The following is a 20,162-nucleotide window of genomic DNA, read 5'->3' as shown; positions in this document are numbered from 1 at the left end:
CGATCATTTTATGTACTGGTCACTTATCGTTGCTAATATAGTGACGCAACACACAGCAATGCGTTGCCTACGAGAATTTTTCCTTGGTTTAATTACCCCGCCCGCTTAGCGGGCTTTTTTTTGTCCATGTATGCCCCATCCCAATAGCAGAGGCAAATGTTGAGTCAATAAAATGAGCGTTTCCTCTCATTAAGAAACGCTTGCTCTGCCGGCGTTGATGGGCGATTTAGGCGCTGATTACGATGTGGATAGCGACCAAACACTTCAATAATCTGCCGATGCTCTAACTCACTCTGATAGTAAGACGATCCTTTCAGCGCATCGAACAACACTTCGGCTTGTTGATGGATAACACGAGACTCGGCATGCATCCAGGGCATCAAGAGAAAGCCTTTTTCATCCAGGTTCAGTGACGCATAGCCCGGAATTTTCACCGCTTCCTGCGCGAGCAATAGCGCCATGCCATCCTGCTGCCAGGCGAGAGCACTGTCCCGGTGAAGATTGCGGGAGAATTGATCCAGCACGATGATTTCTGCCAATCGTCCCCGAATGTCTTTCCGCCAGGCCGATAGCTCACCGCGACGAGCCGCTTCCCAGCTATCATAAAAACCATCTCGTATCGCTTCATCAAACCCGTCATTCTGTTTGAACCAATAGCTTTCATGGTGCGCGTTAAACCAGAATGCCAATACGGTTTCATACTCCATTCTCTTCCCCACAGATAATTCCCCTAATCACCATCAAGGTTAGGCTAAAATCGTGGTGGTTATCTGTTAGACTCGCGCGGGCGCAGTATGGATAAGGAAACCACTGAGGTGAATGCATGAGTAATCAACTGGATGAGCGACTACAAACCGAGCTGGATAGAATCAACGTAGAAGAGCAGCGTAATGACCGCCCCTACTTTGATATCTCCTTTATCAAAAATTATCCCGGTTTATTCAGCCTGATGTGGATACTGTTTGTTCTTACCATGGCGCTGCTGTTGTACTCCGACTCTTTCGGCACCATCGAATATGTGGTCTGCATCCTGATTTTTGCGGTGTGTAATTTTTTCTTCTTCTTCCATGTCAATCCGTCGTACAAAGCGAAGGATATCGATAAAGGTGCCTGGAAGAATTGTTACACCGGTGACTGGTATATGGAAGTCCATGTCCGGGACGCTTTTGTCGATGAACTGCTGGGCAGCGCCATTCTGACCGAGAGTGAAAAAACACGGCTAAACGAGATGCGCGCCAGGAAAGGTTATCTGTACTTTGCTGATATCTATCGTTTAAGGCATTAAACCCTTATTGCGCGCCGCTCCCGCGACGCGCTTTCAATGCTATTTCACCACCGGATGCTTAGTAAACTGCAGCGCCTGCATAAATTTGTCATCCAGATGCAGATGCTGCCGCACTAAATCTGCTGGCGTACTGGCCAACCATTGATTCAATGAAATATCCGCGTAGTAATCGCTTTTAAATAATTCTAAAAACCGCAGCGGCTTATCACCGATATTTTCAATGTAATGCCCCATGGCGAAAGGAACATAGCCAACATCGCCCGCGCGGAAATCGAAGGTCCGAGCCTGCCCCGATGAGGCAAACACGCCCATGCGCCCTTCACCTTCCAGATAGTATTGCCACTCATCGTTGTTTGGATGCCAATGCAATTCCCGCATAGCGCCGGGCTCAAGTTCCACCAATGCAGCGGCGACGGTTTTTGATATGGGGAAATTACTGGTGTCGGTAATGCGTACAGTGCCACCCGGCAGGGTAATCGGTTTTTGCGCCAGCATTTTATGCGAGAAATTCAGCACAGATTTCACGCCACCTTTCACAGCTGCAGAAGCCTCGCCCTCTGGCGCTTTCCCGGCAAAAATATACTCGTCGGCCGGTGATGGCAGCGTGTTGAAAACGTCCGCTGATACGCCAAAATTTTTGGCGAGCACTTCAGGCGGAATGTGTTTAAACCAGTCGCTAAGCAGGAAAGTACTGTCCTCATCAAAGTTACCGTTATCAAAGGCCAGTAAAAACTCGCAGCCGTCCGGACCGAGCCCCTGGATAGAGTGCGGCACACCGGGCGGGAAATACCACAAGTCACCCACGCCAACATCATCCACAAACCATCCACCTTGGGTGTCCAGTGCAGTGATACGTGCATTGCCATAGAGCATGTACGCCCACTCGCCCTCTTTATGCCAGTGCAGTTCACGAATGCCGCCATTATCAAGCCGCATATCTACACCAGCGATGGTAGTGGAAATCCCTAATTCGCGTTGTGTCACCTGCCGCGTCCAACCTCCGCTGCCTTTGCGTACATGCGCATCGCTAAAAGAGAAGCGCAGATTCGGTAATGTACCGCTGTCTGTTGCGGGTGGATCGACAATATCGGGATTGAGCCCCTCACGGATAGGATCGTGTGGACCGGGGTCGCGGGGATGGCGGGGATCGTTTGCTGGGTAAGTGGCCACTGTTGCCTCGTGGGCATGAACTTTACCCGCTGCCAGCGCCACGGTGCCACCCGCTGCAAATGCCATGAAGGTTCGACGAGATAAGTTTTCTAATTTCATACCTGCTGTTTCCTCAGTTTCTTATGGTCTTAAAAGAGCTCATTAACCATAGTGAAACTGTGGCATTGCGATGTAACAGCGTGCTGGTCGTTTCAAATCAAGGATTTAATCGAGGACAGAAACTAATCTCATCAACAGGTTAAAATAAACAAATTGTTGATTAAACATTGAGGTTCTGGCGCGCATCCAAATGAATAAAAGGCACGAAGAGGTTAATTCAGCCAAAAAACCATTAAAAAAAATTATCAAAAAACCATCATGAAGTTAATGAAATGTTACAAATGACAAGCAAATCGCTTATACCCACCTGCAATTTGATGAGGGTTAGCAGACAAACCACTGTTGTCTGCTCTGTGAATCTATTGTTGCCGCTGGAGGCATCGGGATAAATGGAAGCAGGGTTTTAGGATTGGAAAGCCAAACTTACTCATTGAGTATGTTCTGGTTTTTCAGTTCTAAAACCTAAACCAATTAAACGACCGAACAGATGGCGCAAGAACGGAAAACGGCTGATCATCTGCGGCACTTTACTCGGCGTAGTGCGCTTACGTTTATTACTGCTCATTTTAATTTGCAGGAATTGCGTGGCAACGGTGGGAAACTGTCGGCGCTGTTGCACTTTCTGCAGGTCACGTAGTGTGACATGACCTTTTTTCAGTGGAAGAGTCAGGCAATTGGCCGCTGCCACCGCATCCTGAATCGCCAGATTGACGCCAACGCCGCCAATCGGCGACATCGCATGGGCTGCATCACCAATGCACAGTAGGCCGGGCTTCATCCACTGATCCAGCCGGTCAATGCGAATCGACAACAGCTTCAATTTGTCCCAACCGTCGAGGTCCGCCATACGCTCAGGGCTGAAGGGCGCCACTTCAGCCATAGCCTGCTTTAGCGTCTCCAGACCGGCAAGCTTTAATGCGTCAAACTCTCCTTTTTGGATGGTGTAGCCGCACTGCCAGTAGTCACCGCGATCAATCACAATGAAATTCTGCTTTGGCCCTTTGTGGCCCATACCCCATTCGGGATCGCTTCCCTGTTTGCGCAACCGGAACCACAGCACATCACGGGATGAGCCAAAGCTTTTGCTCTGCAATCCGGCTTTGGCACGTACCTCCGAGTTACGCCCATCCGCGCCTATCACCAACGAGGTATGAATGATGCGCGTATCGTTACCCTGTAACGTTTTAACACCCGATACCATACCCTCTGCATAGATCAAATCATCAAAAGCGGTGGATTGTAAAAGCGTGAAGCCGGGAAAAGCGGCCGCTTTACTCGCGAGAAAATTGAGGAAATCCCATTGCGGCATAAAGGCAATAAAGCGGCACTGCACCGGCAAGCGCGAGAAATCAGCCATCGTGATCTCCTGACCAGCCACTTCTGCCTGTAATTTTTCGGCTCTCTGATGCGGTAAGGTCAGTAGCTCATCCAGCAGCCCGAGATGGCGCATGATCTCCAGCGTCGAGGGATGGATGGTATCGCCACGAAAATCGCGCAGGAAGTCGGGATGTTTTTCAATCACCACGACGCATAATCCTGATCTCGCCAGTAAATAACCCAGCATTAATCCTGCTGGTCCGCCGCCGACGATACAACAGTCGGCGGTGAGTTCTGTTGGTTGCATCCTGACCTCAGCACAAAGCAATTGATGATAATCGTTATCATTTATATAGCATCGTGTTGAGGTTTAGGTGGGAATAAATGCCACAGTATCTGTCAGTACATAACTGCATGCTGCCCGCAGACGCTAGTTGTGTGAGACCAAACCCAGCTCAATCAAGCTCTGGGCCGTCGCGATAATTGCCTGTTGGGGTGTGCGCGGCTGCCAGCCCAACACAGACATCGCTTTCTCTGCCGTGACGTTCATATCTACCCCCAACAATTTCACCATCCCTATCATCACTGGATTCTTATCTGCAGCAGCCCGCACACTCTCATCCGTGAGTTCGATCGTTGATACGCAGCGGGCGGCGTCACCCAGTGACGTTTTCAAGGTATGGGCTACCTCCACCAGACGCAAACTATGGCCCGAACTGGCAAGGAATCGCTCCCCCCTGGCTGCTGGGTGCTTCATAGCGATGACGTGTAAATCGGCGACATCCCGCACATCCACAAAACAGCTGTTGATATCAGGACAACCCGGCTGCCCTTCTAACATCTCTTTGATAATCCGGGTTGAGTGTGAGTAGTCTGCGCCCAGCACAGGTCCGAGTACAGCCACGGGATTGATAGCTGACAGCTCTAAACCCCGCCCCTCCTTCTCAATAAATGCCCAGGCTGCCCGTTCCGATAAGGTTTTGGAACGTTGATACGGCCATAAATCGCTGTCCAGGTTCGTCCAGTCCGTCTCCTTAAATGGGCGCGGGTAGTCCGCCGCGTGACCGACTCCGACCGCACCAAATGCCGACGTTAACACCACGCGTTTAACGCCTGCATCCCTCGCCGCCCGCAGAACGCGCAAATTTCCCTCAATCGCGGGGTTGATCCAATCGGCCTCGGTGACCTGCTCACCGGATGGTGTAGGTGATGCGCCGTGCAGCACATATGTACAGCCTTGAGTGGCCGCATCCCAACCCTGATCGGCCATTAAATCAGCCACGACAAATGTCAGGTTTTCGCCTGGCTCTACACCTCCTTGCTGCAGATGTTGTCGCACTTCGTTCTCTCGCTGGGCTAAACGCACCGTCGTGCGCACTCTGTATCCCTGTTTAAGCAGGGAAATAATGCAATGTTGCGCGATAAAACCGGTACCCCCCGTCACCAAAACGGTTTCTTTAGTCATGAAAAATGCCTCGCTGTTGTGATACTGAGCAGAGTAAACAGCCATGACCGGACTGTGAATGCTTGATAGTGCGTGTATGTTGCGTGATAGTACGGAAATGCAAAACGACCCTTTTTCCGACATCCTGAAATTCGTCCACGCGGAATCCCTGGTGACAGGAGGCTTTAACGCGGGCGGCCGCTGGGCGTTACGTTTCCCTGCGCCCGAGAAGATTAAGTTTTTCGCCGTCCTGAAAGGACAATGCTGGGTTCAGTTTGACGACGACGCCAGGCCGATTCTGTTCTCAACCGGCGATGTTGGTTTACTGAGTGCAAAACGCGCCTTTGTGCTGTCCAGCGAACCGGGCGAAGAGCCGGTTGATGCCATGAGTGTGTTTTTCGGTGCCGGAAAACCTCATGCCCCCATTGGTGAAGGGGATGATTTTGCGCATATCGGTGGGCATGTCCTGCTGAATCCCACCAGTGGCCGTTTATTGACGCACGTTTTGCCGCCATGGATTCATGTCCCTGCCGCCTCACCGCAAGCGGCCTCATTCCGTTGGTTACTGGACCAGTTAGTACAAGAGCGTCGTACCACACAGCCGGGTTCGCAACTGGCCTCCTCACAGTTGGCGCAACTGCTGTTTATTCAGATTTTGCGTGCTCATCTGCTAACCTGTGATGCACTCCCCGCCAGTTGGCTGCGAGCCCTTGGCGATGCGCGTCTTGCGCCTGCGCTGCAACTTATGCATGGCGATCCGGCAAGAAATTGGCATCTGGAAGAGTTGGCAAAAGCCTGCGCCATGTCACGTACCACCTTTGCTCAGCAGTTTCGAACTGTGGCGGGTGTGACACCGGTTGCCTATCTGACACAATGGCGCATGCGATTAGCCGAACGCGCCTTACGTGAGGAGTCCGATCAGGTGGCCGTGGTGGCGCAGTCGCTGGGTTACACTTCAGAAAGCGCCTTCAGCCATACGTTTAAACGCGAGACGGGAATGTCGCCAAAAGCGTGGCGACTGGCTGAACGTTCGATGGGATAAAAGGCGCCGCCTTAGCACGTAATCGCATGCGCAAGCATGTATCGCGGATCATGCAGGATATCGACAGCTTACCCAGTGAATACGTTTTGCAGAAACACTAAGTTAAGGCTGCGGCCTTGCATCAAGCTGAAGCTGCAAAAAGGTCAGATCGAGCCATCGGCCAAATTTGCAGCCTACCTGATTTAATCTCCCCCCATCACTGAAACCCAGTTTCTTGTGCAGCGCGATTGAAGCGCCGTTCTCTGACTCAATCCCGGCAATCATCATATGTTTGCCCTGCTCGCGCGCCCGCTCAATCAAGGCGGTCATCAGCATGCCGCCCACCCCTTGGCCGCGCCCGTTTTTATGGACATAGACTGAATGTTCAACGGTATGTCGGTAGCCGTCCCAGGGACGCCAGTCGCCATAGGAGGCGTAGCCAATGACGACTTGCTCCTGAATCGCCACCAATACCGGAAACCCTGCGGCCTGGCGTGCAGCCATCCACTGGATGCGGTTAGCAATATCCACGGTATTCACATTCCAAATCGCGGTGGTGTTGAGTACTGCGTCGTTGTAGATGTCCGCAATCGCCCCGGCATCGCCCTCTTCTGCTGCTCGTATTTGCATGATTTCCGCCTCGTCACTATAGTGGATGTTTCGTTTACTATTGTAGTTATCCATTATGTTAGATGAATTGTCCAGTAAAGAAGATGACATCAATGCGCGCATTGGTCAGAATATTAAAATCGAACGTGAGAAGCGCGGCTGGTCTTTAACCGACCTGGCAGAACAGTCCGGTGTTTCACGGGCGATGATCCATAAAATAGAACGGGGTGAGAGCAGCCCAACTGCGACGTCTCTCGCTCGCCTCGCCGGCTCGTTTGCTATGAGCATGTCGCAGCTCATCGCCCTCACGGAAGTTCAACCCGGGACGTTGCTGCGCCATGCACAACAACCCGTGTGGCAGGATCCGGAAACGGGCTACATTCGCCGCCATATTTCACCTGGCGATATCCCGTTGGATGTCGTGAGTGTAGAGCTCCCTCCGCACACTGACGTGCCAATGCCAGCGATTTCCTACCTTTCACGTCGTCAGTTGATCTGGGTGCTGGAAGGCACTTTGCGCTTTCAGGAGGGCGACAATCTGTTTGAAATGAACGTCGGTGATTGCCTGGAATTGGGCGATCCAACGGATTGCGTGTTTACCAATGCGACTGATGACATTTGTTGTTATGCGGTAATGGTGCTTAAAACCACTGTATGAGCCCTAATGCGAAGAGACAAATGCAGAAGCCTGCTGTGCAGGTGGCACAGCAAAATTGCGCTGCATGCGCTTGATCTCCTCCGCCGGTGGCAGCCCGAACAGACGTTTGAATTCCCGGTTAAATTGGGATGCGCTTTCATAACCCACCGCAAGGCTCGCCGAGGCCGCCGTCATCTCCTGACGCACCATCAGCATTCGCGCCTGATGTAAGCGTACCGATTTCACGTATTGCATCGGTGGCTGCTGGGTGATGGTTTTAAAATGCGCGCTGAAGGTCGGCACGCTCATGCCTGCTTCACCCGCCAACTGCGCCAGATTGAGCGTCTGGGCATAGCAGGCATGAATATGGCGCAGCGCTTTACCCACCTTGCCGAATTGCCCCTGCAACGTCAGCGCGGCACGCAGTGCCTGACCTTGTGCACCCGTCAACACACGATAATAGAGTTCACGCACCAGTGCGGGGCCGAGGATCTGTGCATCCAAAGGATGACTCAGGGCCGTCAGGAAACGTAGCACTGAATCACGGAGCGGCTGATCCATGGGACTCGACATCATGCTCTGCGCCGCTTTCGCCGTGAAAGGCACTTGCTGTTGCTCTAGTTCCAGCAACAATGCTGTCGCCACACTGAAATCAAGATGCATGTAGATCGCCAGCAACGGGTGTTCTGCGCTCGCTGCGGTTTCCATGGTAAAGGGAACCGGCACAGAAACCGCCAGATAATGTTGCTCATCGTAGAGGTAGATTTGATCGCCAAAGAAACCACGCTTAGTGCCCTGGCAGACAATCACAATACCGGGATCGTAAAGCACCGGCGTGCGTGCTAGTGGGCGATCTGAACGCAAAATACGCACATCAGAAAGTGCCGTCAGGTTGTAGCCCTCATGCGGCGCGAGCGATTTAAGCAATTCCACCGTACGTTGTTGTACCTCTGAATCTACCACCACTCCTCCTCACTCATAAGATTAGGCAATAAAAGCAGAAGATACGGCCTTATAGCGCTGACCTCCAGAGAATATTATGCATGCATCATTCATGTAGGGAGAAAAACGATGTCTACCTCTAAAACACTTTTGATTACTGGTGTAAGCAGCGGTTTCGGTCGTGCGCTGGCGCTGGAGGCCTTAGCCAAAGGTTATCGCGTGATCGGGACGGTGCGAAATGTAGAAGCCAAATTGGCATTTGAACAACTCCATCCGCAAAATGCGCTGGCGTTTGAACTCGATGTCACTCATTTCGCTTTTATTGATGACCTTATAGCCGACATTGAAGCTGATCAGGGTCCAATTGATGTTTTGGTCAATAACGCGGGTTATGGACACGAAGGGATTATGGAGGAGTCCTCGCTGGAGGAGATGCGCCACCAATTTGACGTTAATGTATTTGGTGCCGTGGCGATGATCAAAGCCGTATTGCCCTTCATGCGCCAACGGCGTCGCGGACATATTCTTAACATTACGTCGATGGGCGGATTTATCACTATGCCAGGCATTAGTTATTACTGCGGCAGTAAGTTTGCGCTGGAAGGTATTTCAGAAACCCTCAGTAAAGAACTTGCGCCCTTCAATATTCACGTCACCGCTGTTGCTCCCGGCTCATTCCGTACTGATTGGGCTGGCCGCTCCATGGTGCGCAGCGCGCGCAGCATCAGTGATTATGACGCGCTCTTCGATCCTATTCGACAGGCACGAGAGGAGAAAAGTGGTAAGCAGCTTGGTGACCCACAGAAAGCCGCCCGCGCGATGCTGGCTATTATTGAAAGCGATATCCCACCTGCGCATTTGCTGCTTGGAAGCGATGCATTGAAGCTGGTCCAGGATAAACTTGCGACGATGCGTGCAGAAATTGAAGCGTGGGAAGCGCTGACACGTTCAACAGATGGTGATTAGTGACCTTTGCAGGAATGTAATAGCAATTAAAATATTGGCGGGATCACTCCACATTGACCTAATGGAGCAAAACAAAAGCCCCTTTGGTTAAGAAGGGGCTTCCGGCCTGATATGCCAGATGAATGATTGGACTAGCGAATGAAACATTTCTGGCGATTTATTTGTTACAAAATCAGTTTTTTCCTGTCAAAAGTCTAAGCGCCATAATGCTGGTGAAGCTTAGGGTGCTTTAATTAGTCACAGCGTATGCAACTGAATCTTGATGATAAGTCGTACTGCGCAGTGACCACTTTTAGCAGAGTGACAACCGTTTTTGCGTAACACAGTAGAATTATTTATATTGACCGCAGCTTTTTTTGCTACCTGCAGGTGGTGGCACCAATTGATGGAGAAAGGACTCATGGCTCGTAACCTGGCCCCCGGATATTGTATTGTTAAGCGCCCTGGCTCGCTGGATTATCAGGCAAGAGAACTTTTCAGGGACATTCGCAGCCCTGCAGCTAATATGTTTATGCAACATAATGCTGATACCCCCTGGTTAAGGCCTGGGCAGATACTCATCGTAGCTGATCCCGATACACCAGCCCCTCTGACCATGCATGCGCTTAAAACCCTAAAGAAGGCTAAATCAAAGACAGAAAGCGCACTAATTGGTGTGAATGTCGAAGAAGCCAGTTTTATGCAAAAGCACTACGGCACTATTGCGGCGCTGACAAGTGTCGGAGATAAAATCTTTGGAACCGCCGGTGATGCAGGTGAAAAATACTTCAACGCCATTGAGCAGACCCTGAAGAAAATTGAAGAAAGTTATCAGAATCAGTTTCGCACTCAGGGAACACTGATTGGTCAGCAGTTTTTTGTCGAGCGAAATCAGTTGCTAAATCAGTTAAAAGAACTGGTAAATAAGCCCCTACTTAAAAATCTGGCCCGATATACCATTAGGTTCCAGCAGTATGAAAGTATGAAGCGCGCTGAACCTGTCCAGTCGTTCAATAGTCCACGAATGGTCCACGGTGGGTATAGGCGCAATACCCGGATATTCCTATTATATAGGCAATGCAGCTAAGGCCGCCAGATTCCTTAAAATGGGAGGTTATATTGGCATTGGATTTTCCTTTGCCGGCACCACGAATGATGTGGTAGATGCTTGTAGTAAAGGCCGGGAAGGTGAATGTGGGAAAATTGCGGTTAAAGACTATTCGAAATTTGCGCTTACAACAGGGGGTGGCATGCTGGGTGGCGTATGGGGTAGTTCCGCCGCATTAGCTGGTTGTGCTGCTATAGGAATTGTGACAGCGGGTGCTGGTGGGGTTGCATGCGCAGTGGTTGGTTCTGTTGCCGGTGGATATGCCGGAAGCACAGGAGCTGAGACAATACTCAACAAAGTATTAGAACATTATGATAACTAATAAATTATTGGCAAATACTTCATTGTTTTTTGGGGCGCTTGGCTGTGCCCTCCTGATCCTATCTCTAGTTGTTTACATTGTAAAAAGAGAGGAATACACCAATTTAGTATCCTCTTACCGAGAAAGATATAAATTACCCGCACCGTGTGCCTTCTTTTATATGACTGGATTTTTTGGGTCATTTCCCGTCATCAGGTTTTTTATAAAACTGAGTCAGAGAAAAAAAATAAACTATATTGATATAAATGATCCCGGTTATGATTTTTTTGATGATGGTGGGATGAAATTACATATGTGGATGAGGCTTTATTCTATCCTCTGGCTCACTGCTAGCGCATGTTATGTGTTATTTGCTATTTTAGGCCTGCTTTTGCCATGATTATTGGCTCAGGCATCAACTTTGAGTGCTCTAAGAAAAGGGTTTTACATAAGCTTTTGTAATTAATAGACTAGCACTTTTTGCAAAAACAGCTCCCCTGATGGATAACCTTATTCCTGTACAACTGGCTTTTCTTTGTATAACTTTAGTGGGCCTGGTGCTCATTAGTTAACCTGGAGGATGGAACCATGCGTCAGGGTAGAAACCTGCTATCAACGTCGGATGCGATTACGCGTTATTTTAATGAGGCTTCCCTGCCTTCTCAGCAGGAAATCCTGGGTAAAATTGTTGGAGAAATACTGCGTTCAGGCCGTTCACTGAGTCGCAAAACGATCTGCACCAAGCTGATTTGCCGACTGGAACAGGCCAACAGCCCGGAAGAAGAGTTGCACTACCAACAGTTAATTGGCCTGATGTTTACCTCCGAGCGATGATCCTGAGAACTTGCGCACCGACCTGACATCGGACAAAGTGGCTTCCGCCTCATAGGTTATTTCACGTTAGACTGAATCCACTTTGTTACCTGTCGCAGGTCTTTGCGGTAACCAGAGAACGTGTATGAACAGAAGTAAAGATGAACGATTAACTGATATCGTCATGGGCGATGCCGTACTGCAGCTGCTGAAAAAAAAGGGGCCGGTGACGAACAGCGCCCTGCTCGATAAGCTTCGTTTGATGGCGTCCATTGAGCCCGATTCTGGCCGCCAAAAAGCACTAAGCCGAGCGATGGCAGAAGTCCTGAACAACATGCAATCCGCTACTCAGCAAAGCATGGCACTCAAAGATACCAACAACGTCACACACATTTTTCGCAACCGCGATAATACTGGCAAAGACACACAGCATTGAAATCGGGGCCTCAAGGCACCCTCTTGTTAATGAAATTTTCATAACTTAAGGCTGCAATTTTAACCCATTGCAGCTTTTTTTGTCGGGCGCTTCACTACGCTTTCAATTCACCATGCTGCTGCAGCTCATAATCGATAAAGGCCGTAATCATCGCACGGTAAACCTGCTCAATAATTTCCTCAGATAACCCCTGCGCTTTTGCCTGAGCTCTCACTTTATCAATCACCTGTTGTACACGATCGGGAGCGCGTACCGCTGCGCGGTCTTGTTTAAACTGTGCAGCGGCCTTAACACACTCTCCACGCCGGGCAATCAGTGCCACCAGTTGTTGATCCACTTGATCAATTTCTTCCCTGACTGCATCAATAGAGTCAAATTCCATTAAGATTTCTCCTTTATAAATGGGTTATCGCGAACTGATGAGCAATTTGATGCCCAGGCAAACAAAGCTCAACGCAAAGATTCGGTTCATAAAGCGCATCACGCGCGGTTTTTCGAGCACCCGACGCCTCATCAGCGCGGCAAAAGCGCCATACAACATAAAGATGAAAAGCGTCAGCAACATAAAAATGGCACTCAGTACTAACATATCTTGTGTCGGCGTCGAACTCTCTGAAGCGATGAATTGCGGTAAAAAAGCCAGAAAAAACAGCGATAAATTAGGGTTAAAGAGATTGAGTAACAGAGCATGGTTAATAATACGCAATGCGGATTTTTTACTCTCCACCTCAGTGGTCAGTGACGTCCGCTCACGTAGCGCCATCCACGCCATGTTGAGCAAGTAGCCAACGCCGATTAGCTTCAACATGTTGAATGCGTAGTCACTGGTATGAAAAATAACGGCTAATCCCAGCAATGCAGCGAGAAGATGCGGCACAATACCGAGCGTGCACCCTAAAGCCGTAATAAAACTGACACGCATTCCTCGATTCAGACCGCTGGCGATAGTTAACATAGCCCCAGGGCCCGGTGACATCACCACCACCAAAGTAGTGACATAAAACTCTATTCCAGCGTGCATTTTTAATCCCTCAGTCGAATGTATCGCCTGAGTATCAATTCACGAAAGGCCAGCGTCTTGAATAAAATTGCAGAGGATTACAGCAGAATGGCTTTTTGATAGCGTGACGGCGTGATACCCATTTGGCGCGAGAATGCACGCGTGAGGTGGCTTTGATCGGCAAAACCACTCATAACAGCGGCATCAGCCACACTATTCCCTTTTGCCAGCCATTGTCTTGCATTACGGACGCGCAACTGCATGAGATAGGCATGGGGCGTCATTCCAACTTCACGAGCAAAACTGCGCAAAAGTTGGAATCGACTTAGCCCACACAACGTTGCCAATTCACTCAGGCTCGTCTGACGTGATGGAGCATCATCTAAATATTGCTTTGCCCATTGTATCGTGGGCGTCATGTTGGGCGGGAAAGCCAGGGTCAGAAGGTGGTGATGACAGAGGTGCATTAAGCATTGTAATAACGTCTCTTCGAGAAAACCCGGTTCAACCTTGGTCTGATTTAGGGCGAAAAATAACTGAAACAGACGATGGCTCAGAGAGTTGTCTCTGACTAACGGCTTCAGCACTGCATCGGCATCACTCCTCTCCATCCCTAACTCCTGCCACAACAGTTCAGGTTCCAGATAGATTATCTGCCAGCTACGCGCGCCCTGAAGCGGCATACCATCGTGCACTTCTCCCGGATTGACAATAATCACATCTCCAGGACCGGCCTCTATCTGCCCCAGCAGGCTCCATGAGCGCTGTGCACCTTGCGAGATGACACCAATCCCGAAGTGATCATGGGAATGGCGCGGAAAGGTATGTTCGCTCTGCAGCGCCATGGCCTCTGTACCCGCCATGGGGCTATGCAGAACGCGTGACAAGTGGACGGGCTTTACCAACGTCGTTTCTCCGCAGATACACACTCACTGCTACTTTAGCGCCTTTTCCTCTCAGCAGAAAAAAAACGCAGGGATTTTGTACGATGTTGTGCTAACGTCAGATTTATTCCCCAATCTGCCGCGAGCCGATGATGTCTTGGTTCATTACGTTGACCACAGTGACAACCACCACCGCATTCGTCGGCGGCGTGAGTGTATCTGTAGCAAAAACGTAAGCGTACAGAATCCTCACCCCGTCAGCCAATGGACGGGGATTGTCTCCGTTCATCACCCAGTGAAAGGAGACACACCATGCCATCCTCAAGTAAAAAAGCGCTATTGATTGTCGATATGCAGCACGGCTTGTTTTTTGCGCCGCAGCAGCCATTTGCCGCAGAAACTCTGCTGAACAATATCAACACGTTGATTGCCCGGGCACGCGACGCAAAAGCTCCGATCTTTGCTGCTCGCCATACCGGGCCTGAGGGAACACCTCTTGCCGAAAGCAGTCCGCTCACGCAGCTTATTCCACAGTTGGCGATAGATGCCGAGTTGGATGGTGTGTTTGTAAAACGCTACCCCAACTGTTTCCGTGGCACGACGCTCCTGGCTTCGCTACAACTCGCCGGAATTGAAGAGTTGGTGATTTGTGGTATGAAAACAGAATATTGCGTGGATACGACTTGCCGGGCAGCGGCAGACTTAGGCTTTCGCGTGGTATTAATCAGCGATGCACATAGCACGACAGACAACGGGCAGATGAGTGCATCCCAGATCATTGCCCATCATAACCAAACGCTATCGGGTCCGTTTGCCCAACTGGCGGCAACGGCTGACGCGCTCATTTGAATGTTTGGGCGCGCTCAATATCGCGCCCTGACCTCAGTACCGCGCGCGCCCGCTGAATCCCGCACCCAGTAAAATACTTTGATAAACCTGTGTGCTGGATTCTCCCTCCTCATTCATCAAGCGCGAGATAAAAAAGGAGTAAAGAAAACGGGTGCAGGCATAAAATATCAGACTACATCAATTGTATGCCAAAGCGCTTTAGCAACGTTGCCCACAGGACAAAAAGCACGATAGTTAACAGGCAACTCGCCACCAGCGTGGGCCAAAATCCCCAGCGCTGATAGAGAAATGGAAAGGCGACAAACATCGGCAGGGTTGGCACCACGTACCAGAAGGTATACCAGGCGTGGCTGGCGATCTTTGCCTGGCTCTGACCTTCCAGCTTCATCCAGATCAGCACCAATATCGTCACTAATGGCAGCGCCGCAATCAACCCTCCGAGACGGTCACTGCGTTTCGCCACTTCAGAAATCAGCACCACCATGCCCGCCGTGATGGCGTATTTTACGATGAGCCACAGCATGGTTTGCTCCTACTTCAGATATGAACGAATAACGCTGACAATCTCTTCCAAATCCTGAGTGCGCTCCGCTTCGGTGGCAGATTCATTCATCAGGTGCTCTTTGATATGCCCCTCCAGCAGTTCTGCCATTAGACCATTAACTGCCCCGCGTACCGCTGCTACCTGCTGCAACACTTTTAGGCACTCCTCACCCGATTCCAATGCGGTCTCGAGCGAAGCTGCCTGCCCTTTAATACGACGTACGCGGGTTAACAGGCTTTTCTGATGCTTGAGTGTATGGCCCATTGTCGGCTCCTGTTGATCTTAATGTATACTGGGGTATAGTATATTTTCTTTGAATTTTTTGATTTTACGGCACTGCAATGCCGCTTTCAACTTATCACGACACGAGATGCACACCATGAATGATTTCGCTGCCCTGCTGAGCCAGGGCACGTCTAGCGCGTTGCTGTTTATCCCCAGCGCCATCTTGCTTGGGGCGTTGCACGGCCTGGAGCCGGGTCACTCTAAGACGATGATGGCGGCATTTATCGTCGCCATCCGTGGCAGTGTTCGCCAGGCGGTGATGCTGGGTCTGGCAGCCACTTTTTCCCACACTGCGGTGGTATGGCTGATTGCGATGGGCGGAATGTATATCAGTCGGCAGTTTACTGCCGAAGCTGCCGAACCCTGGCTGCAGCTGATTTCAGGCCTCATTATCATTGCAACAGCTGCCTGGATGTTCTGGCGTACCTGGTCTGAAGCACAAGCGTGGCATCAGCACCACGATCATGAACATACGCAGGATCATCATCATGAACATGGGAATCATCATGAGCACGGGCATCATCATGGGCACGGGCATCATCATGAGCATCATCATGAGCATGGGCATCATCATGAACATGAGCATCATCATGAGCATGAGCATCATCATGAGCATGAGCATCATCATGGGCACGGGCATCATCATGAACAAGGACATCATGGCGAATTGGCCAGGTTCGCGGAAGGTTCTCAGGAATATCAGGATGCTCACGAGCGCGCGCACGCGGAAGACATACGCCGACGCTTTGATGGCCGTGAAATCAGCAATCTGCAAATTCTTCTCTTCGGCCTGACGGGGGGATTAATTCCCTGCCCCGCAGCGATCACGGTCCTCCTCCTCTGCCTGCAGGTGAAGCAGTTTAGTCTTGGTGCGGCGCTGGTGGTCTGCTTCAGCATCGGCCTGGCGCTTACGCTGGTGACCGTCGGCGTAGGTGCGGCGCTAAGTGTTCGGCATGTATCCCGTCGATGGAAAGGTTTCGCCGATATTGCACGCCGCGCACCTTACTTCTCTAGTGCCCTGATTGCCATCGTGGGCGTCTATATGATGTTCCATGGCTACAGTGGCCTCACCCAATAAGGAATTATTTCCATGTCTGTAAAATCGCCTTGTACTGATGTCTGTATTTTTGAGGGAAAAAATGGCTGGTGTCGTGCCTGTGGCCGTACGCGTAAAGAGGCACAGGAGTGGCGCAAAATGTCACCCTATCACCGCAAGGCGATTGAACGCGCATTGAAAGATCGCGTTGCGACGTTGCAAATAAAATAGTCAGGTGCTTCGTTCAATCATGCGCACCAGCTTATTCACTGCGGGAGTACGTTCACGTTTACGATATAAGAACCAAATGGATGAAGGAATAACGGCTCCGGGTATTTCGCGATAAGTGATGCCGGTTAATTTTAATTGAGTCACCAGAATAGCCGGTATTACCGCGACACCATTACCTAATGCGACATTGGCCAGCACTTCATTTAAACTGCCCGCCGACCAGCTACGACTCAGAATAAACCCACCACGCTGTGCAAAGGTCACGGTGCCAGACACTTGTTCAGGCAAAATAAAGGTTTCCCCTTTAAGTTGCGCAGGTTCGATGGGTTGTTCCTGCGCAACCAGCGGGTGGTTATCCGGCAGTGCTAATGCGAAATGATCTTGCTCGACTTCAATGTATCCGACATCGGCAGGCAACGGCACAGGACCGCGCACAAACGCAACATCAATATTACGTTCACTGACCTGAGTGGCCAGTGTATCCATGACTGATTCACGTGCATTGATTGAGATATCAGGTGCGCTGGCACTAAAGCTCGTCAATAACCGGGTTAAAATGCCAGATAATAGTGCGGATGCCACATAGCCCACGCGGATATAACCGCGTTCGCCGCGAGCGGCACTACGTACTCGGGATTTGGCCTGCTCGGCATGTTGTAGAGTCTCGCGCGCCTCCTGTTGGAAAATTTCTCCAATCTGCGTCAACTCGACTTTGCGTTGAGTACGATAAAATAATGGCGCACCTAATTCTTCTTCCAATTGATTAATCTGCACCGACAGCGTCGGCGTGGATATATTAAGATTCTCAGCCGCCACGCCATAATGCAGCGTTTTTGCCAGTTCCAGAAAATAGCGTAGATGGCGTAATTCCACGTTTTACCTCCTACTTATCTTGTGTGATGAAAATGTCGATCATTACCTGAAACGGAAACGCCAGCAATATAAATGTTGTTAGTTTTTGCCTAACAATAACTCCAATACTGTTTATTGAATGACTTCCGTGATGGATTCAAGCTGTAAAGCATTCACTACCTTGCTCGCGGGAGAAAAGATGTCCACTGCTACCATCGCGCTCGACCATCGCCATCTGAATCGTGTTTTACTCGTCGCCTCAACCGGGTGCGCATTGACGGTAATCGACACCAATATCGTCGGCGTTATGTTGCCAACCATCGCTAAAGGTCTGCATGCTTCTTTTGCAGACATGGAATGGGTCATTGGCGCTTACGTGCTGAGCTTTTCCTCACTCCTTTTGCCGGCAGGGTCGCTGGCAGACAAATTTGGCCGACGCCGACTCTTTCTCGGCGGCATTTTACTGTTTGCACTGGCCTCACTCGCCTGTGGCATGGCGACCAGCGTTTTGGCACTCAATATTGCCCGTGCGGTTCAGGGTATTGGCTCCGCATTTCTGCTGGCGCCAGCACTGGCCATTATCGCGCACAGCTTTCGCGATAGTCAGGCACGTAACCGGGCATGGGCGATTTGGGGCGGTGTGATGGGATTGACCATGGTGCTGGCACCGTTAGCCGGCGGCATGATCAGTACGTTGCTTGGCTGGCGCTGGACATTTTTTGTCAATATTCCTATTTGTGCCCTGCTGATGCTGGCCGTCACCCGCCACATTGAGGAATCCAGGCATGAACACGCGGGTAAACTCGATTTACCTGGCATCGCGCTGTTTATCGCAGGCATGTTCTGTTTGACCTGGGCATTAATATTAGCGCCGCAACATGGCTGGTTGAGCCGTGAAGTGGTGGGCAGATTGTGTCTCGGCGCGTTGTGGTTTGGCCTATTTATCCGTGTGGAAAGTGGCAAAAGCAGGCCGATGTTGAATCTGCAACTTTTCCGCTCGTTCCCCTTTATTGGCGCAGTATTAGCGATGTTTGCTTACGCTGCCACCGCGCAAGTTATGACCTCATTACTGCCGCTGTTATTACAGAATGTTGAGGGAATGACGCCGTTAATGGCCGGAGCGGGTATGCTGCCTTTCGCTTTGGCAATGCTGCTGTTTCCTGTTGTGGCGCGCTGGCTCGGCAAACGCCTGCATGCCGCCACTTTACTGGCTCTTGGCCTGGTCACCGTCTCCTTTGGCAACATGGTGATTGCGACTGCCGTGTACCAACACCATTTGCTGCTGACCCTGGCGGGTATGGCCCTACTCGGCAGTGGCGGTGGGCTGCTCAATGGCGAAACCCAAAAGGCGATTATGGCAACCGTACCGCCGCAGCAGGCAGGAATGGCATCGGGTATCAGCACAACAGCCCGTTTTTCCGGCATTTTGTTAGGATTTGCCACGCTGGGCGCGATTCTGGCGGCCAGCACACAGTGGCAATTACAATCAGCGATGCTACACGCGCAGTTGTCCCTTCAACCCGGTTTTAGCGCGCAGGTTATCGCCGGCGATTTCCGCCATGCACTGGCGATGTATGACGCCGTTCATCAGGTCTCTTTACAACCACTCATCATTACCAGCTACGCCGATGGATTTGCCAGCATGTTGTTGTGTGCTGCAGCATTTGCCCTGTTTTCCGCCATCGTTGTGCTCTATTCGGCGCGTCAGCCAACGGCGCTAGCCCAGCGCTAATTTTCACGCGTGGGATCGACTGTCGCACGCACAACCCGTCCTTGTTGAGGAGCAATAATGAAGAAGTTACTGACCCTACTCTGCTTAAGCAGCCTGCCACTGTTTGCCCATGCGGCGGCGTTTTCGCTTAAGTCAGCAGACTTCGCCGATAACGGCGTGATGAAGAAAGCATTGGGTGGCAACGATAAGCACAACCTGTCTTGTAGCGGCGAAAACATCTCGCCCGCTCTCAACTGGTCCAATCCGCCCGCAGGCACTCAAAGTTATGTGCTACTGCTGACCGATCCGGCTGGCGCTAAGGGTTTGGGAGTGACACATATGCTGGCATACAACATTGATGCTACGCGCAAAGCATTCCAACAGGGTGAATTAAATAAGGGCGGAGATTTCAGCTATGGCACCAACTCACCTGGCACCCAAAGCTATTATGGCCCTTGCCCACCCGCTGGCGCGGGCTATCACCACTATAACTTTGTGATGGTGGCAACCGATCTTGCAAAAGGCAGCTTACCTGCAGGATTGAGTCACACTGAGTTAGTCGCAAAAATGAAAGGCCACGCACTGGGCTCAGCCAGTTTGATAGGGCGATTAGGCAATTGATTGAAACGGGTCGCCGGCCTGG

At 50.8% G+C, this 20,162-nt stretch carries 24 protein-coding genes and 1 pseudogene; 13 read left to right on the top strand and 12 right to left on the bottom strand.

Going from position 1 to position 20,162, the window contains the following annotated elements; genetic code table 11:
* Positions 1–164: 164 nt before the first annotated feature.
* Entirely contained in the window at positions 165–707 is a 543-nt protein-coding gene (locus FD744_RS04935; protein WP_160867516.1) for a DUF924 family protein, read from the bottom strand.
* Positions 708–823: 116 nt separating this feature from the next.
* On the opposite strand from FD744_RS04935, the gene FD744_RS04930 reads away from it, so the two are divergent.
* On the top strand, positions 824–1,285 hold the full coding sequence (locus FD744_RS04930; RefSeq protein ID WP_160834236.1) for a YlaC family protein: 462 nt from the start codon (positions 824–826) through the stop codon (positions 1,283–1,285).
* Positions 1,286–1,324: 39 nt separating this feature from the next.
* On the opposite strand, the gene FD744_RS04925 is transcribed toward FD744_RS04930, so the two are convergent.
* The 3 genes from FD744_RS04925 to FD744_RS04915 all read right to left on the bottom strand — a co-directional run bounded on the left by FD744_RS04925 (position 1,325) and on the right by FD744_RS04915 (position 5,336).
* Positions 1,325–2,521, bottom strand: a complete 1,197-nt coding sequence (locus FD744_RS04925; RefSeq protein WP_160867792.1) for a cupin domain-containing protein — start codon at positions 2,519–2,521, stop codon at positions 1,325–1,327.
* 460 nt (positions 2,522–2,981) lie between these two features.
* Positions 2,982–4,178: an FAD-dependent oxidoreductase gene (locus tag FD744_RS04920; RefSeq protein ID WP_160867515.1), complete on the bottom strand. Its 1,197-nt coding sequence runs from the start codon at positions 4,176–4,178 to the stop codon at positions 2,982–2,984.
* 123 nt (positions 4,179–4,301) lie between these two features.
* Positions 4,302–5,336, bottom strand: a complete 1,035-nt coding sequence (locus tag FD744_RS04915; RefSeq protein WP_160867514.1) for an aldehyde reductase — start codon at positions 5,334–5,336, stop codon at positions 4,302–4,304.
* A 97-nt stretch (positions 5,337–5,433) separates the two neighbouring features.
* On the opposite strand from FD744_RS04915, the gene FD744_RS04910 reads away from it, so the two are divergent.
* Entirely contained in the window at positions 5,434–6,357 is a 924-nt protein-coding gene (locus FD744_RS04910) for an AraC family transcriptional regulator (RefSeq protein ID WP_237449337.1), read from the top strand.
* 102 nt (positions 6,358–6,459) lie between these two features.
* Here the strand turns inward: FD744_RS04910 and FD744_RS04905 are convergent, their stop codons facing one another.
* Positions 6,460–6,966, bottom strand: coding sequence for a GNAT family N-acetyltransferase (locus tag FD744_RS04905; protein ID WP_160867512.1), 507 nt, complete (start codon positions 6,964–6,966; stop codon positions 6,460–6,462).
* A gap of 55 nt (positions 6,967–7,021) precedes the next feature.
* Between FD744_RS04905 and FD744_RS04900 the strand changes: the two genes are divergently transcribed.
* A complete protein-coding gene (locus FD744_RS04900) occupies positions 7,022–7,603 on the top strand; it encodes an XRE family transcriptional regulator (RefSeq protein WP_058960949.1) in 582 nt (193 codons plus the stop codon).
* Between the two features lie 3 nt (positions 7,604–7,606).
* On the opposite strand, the gene FD744_RS04895 is transcribed toward FD744_RS04900, so the two are convergent.
* The gene (locus FD744_RS04895; protein WP_373424359.1) at positions 7,607–8,545 is read right to left on the bottom strand and encodes an AraC family transcriptional regulator N-terminal domain-containing protein; all 939 of its coding nucleotides are present in this window, start codon (positions 8,543–8,545) and stop codon (positions 7,607–7,609) included.
* 108 nt (positions 8,546–8,653) lie between these two features.
* Between FD744_RS04895 and FD744_RS04890 the strand changes: the two genes are divergently transcribed.
* From FD744_RS04890 to FD744_RS04870, 5 genes and pseudogenes are all read left to right on the top strand, one after another.
* Positions 8,654–9,490: an oxidoreductase gene (locus FD744_RS04890; RefSeq protein ID WP_160867510.1), complete on the top strand. Its 837-nt coding sequence runs from the start codon at positions 8,654–8,656 to the stop codon at positions 9,488–9,490.
* A gap of 400 nt (positions 9,491–9,890) precedes the next feature.
* Positions 9,891–10,899, top strand: a pseudogene (locus tag FD744_RS04885) (hypothetical protein).
* The gene (locus FD744_RS04880; RefSeq protein WP_160867509.1) at positions 10,889–11,278 is read left to right on the top strand and encodes a hypothetical protein; all 390 of its coding nucleotides are present in this window, start codon (positions 10,889–10,891) and stop codon (positions 11,276–11,278) included. The pseudogene FD744_RS04885 and the gene FD744_RS04880 overlap by 11 nt, the downstream one beginning before the upstream one ends.
* 188 nt (positions 11,279–11,466) lie before the next feature.
* Positions 11,467–11,712, top strand: coding sequence for a regulatory protein YcgZ (ycgZ, locus tag FD744_RS04875; protein ID WP_058960954.1), 246 nt, complete (start codon positions 11,467–11,469; stop codon positions 11,710–11,712).
* Between the two features lie 124 nt (positions 11,713–11,836).
* A complete protein-coding gene (locus FD744_RS04870) occupies positions 11,837–12,127 on the top strand; it encodes a hypothetical protein (RefSeq protein ID WP_058960955.1) in 291 nt (96 codons plus the stop codon).
* A gap of 94 nt (positions 12,128–12,221) precedes the next feature.
* Here the strand turns inward: FD744_RS04870 and FD744_RS04865 are convergent, their stop codons facing one another.
* The 3 genes from FD744_RS04865 to FD744_RS04855 form a co-directional block, all read right to left on the bottom strand.
* Positions 12,222–12,509 carry a chorismate mutase gene (locus FD744_RS04865; protein ID WP_160867508.1) on the bottom strand — a complete coding sequence of 96 codons (288 nt, stop codon included), beginning with the start codon at positions 12,507–12,509 and terminating at the stop codon, positions 12,222–12,224.
* A gap of 24 nt (positions 12,510–12,533) precedes the next feature.
* Complete coding sequence (locus FD744_RS04860; protein ID WP_373424369.1) at positions 12,534–13,112, bottom strand: LysE family translocator; 579 nt, start codon at positions 13,110–13,112, stop codon at positions 12,534–12,536.
* 113 nt (positions 13,113–13,225) lie between these two features.
* Positions 13,226–13,990 (bottom strand): AraC family transcriptional regulator, encoded by a 765-nt coding sequence (locus FD744_RS04855; protein ID WP_160867506.1) that lies wholly within the window; start codon positions 13,988–13,990, stop codon positions 13,226–13,228.
* Between the two features lie 333 nt (positions 13,991–14,323).
* Between FD744_RS04855 and FD744_RS04850 the strand changes: the two genes are divergently transcribed.
* A complete protein-coding gene (locus tag FD744_RS04850) occupies positions 14,324–14,860 on the top strand; it encodes a cysteine hydrolase family protein (RefSeq protein WP_160867505.1) in 537 nt (178 codons plus the stop codon).
* Positions 14,861–15,032: 172 nt separating this feature from the next.
* Here the strand turns inward: FD744_RS04850 and FD744_RS04845 are convergent, their stop codons facing one another.
* Together FD744_RS04845 and FD744_RS04840 are read right to left on the bottom strand one after the other, a co-directional pair.
* Positions 15,033–15,383, bottom strand: coding sequence for a DUF3147 family protein (locus FD744_RS04845; RefSeq protein WP_034824206.1), 351 nt, complete (start codon positions 15,381–15,383; stop codon positions 15,033–15,035).
* Between the two features lie 9 nt (positions 15,384–15,392).
* Entirely contained in the window at positions 15,393–15,668 is a 276-nt protein-coding gene (locus FD744_RS04840; protein ID WP_034824208.1) for a metal/formaldehyde-sensitive transcriptional repressor, read from the bottom strand.
* Positions 15,669–15,783: 115 nt separating this feature from the next.
* On the opposite strand from FD744_RS04840, the gene FD744_RS04835 reads away from it, so the two are divergent.
* Positions 15,784–16,767 carry a nickel/cobalt efflux protein RcnA gene (locus FD744_RS04835; protein ID WP_160867504.1) on the top strand — a complete coding sequence of 328 codons (984 nt, stop codon included), beginning with the start codon at positions 15,784–15,786 and terminating at the stop codon, positions 16,765–16,767.
* Positions 16,768–16,779: 12 nt separating this feature from the next.
* The gene (locus FD744_RS04830) at positions 16,780–16,956 is read left to right on the top strand and encodes a DUF1289 domain-containing protein (RefSeq protein WP_034829866.1); all 177 of its coding nucleotides are present in this window, start codon (positions 16,780–16,782) and stop codon (positions 16,954–16,956) included.
* Here the strand turns inward: FD744_RS04830 and FD744_RS04825 are convergent, their stop codons facing one another.
* Entirely contained in the window at positions 16,957–17,829 is an 873-nt protein-coding gene (locus tag FD744_RS04825; RefSeq protein WP_160867503.1) for a LysR substrate-binding domain-containing protein, read from the bottom strand. It lies immediately after the preceding gene.
* 178 nt (positions 17,830–18,007) lie between these two features.
* Between FD744_RS04825 and FD744_RS04820 the strand changes: the two genes are divergently transcribed.
* Together FD744_RS04820 and FD744_RS04815 are read left to right on the top strand one after the other, a co-directional pair.
* Entirely contained in the window at positions 18,008–19,540 is a 1,533-nt protein-coding gene (locus tag FD744_RS04820) for an MFS transporter (protein ID WP_160867502.1), read from the top strand.
* Between the two features lie 57 nt (positions 19,541–19,597).
* Positions 19,598–20,140 carry a YbhB/YbcL family Raf kinase inhibitor-like protein gene (locus FD744_RS04815; protein WP_160867501.1) on the top strand — a complete coding sequence of 181 codons (543 nt, stop codon included), beginning with the start codon at positions 19,598–19,600 and terminating at the stop codon, positions 20,138–20,140.
* The last annotated feature ends 22 nt before the right edge of the window (positions 20,141–20,162 follow it).

It is taken from the genome of Pantoea sp. Taur, from assembly GCF_009830025.1.
Classification (GTDB): domain Bacteria; phylum Pseudomonadota; class Gammaproteobacteria; order Enterobacterales; family Enterobacteriaceae; genus Pantoea; species Pantoea communis.
The sequence above is the reverse complement of the archived record's forward strand: the minus strand, read 5'-3'. Positions and strand labels throughout refer to the sequence as shown.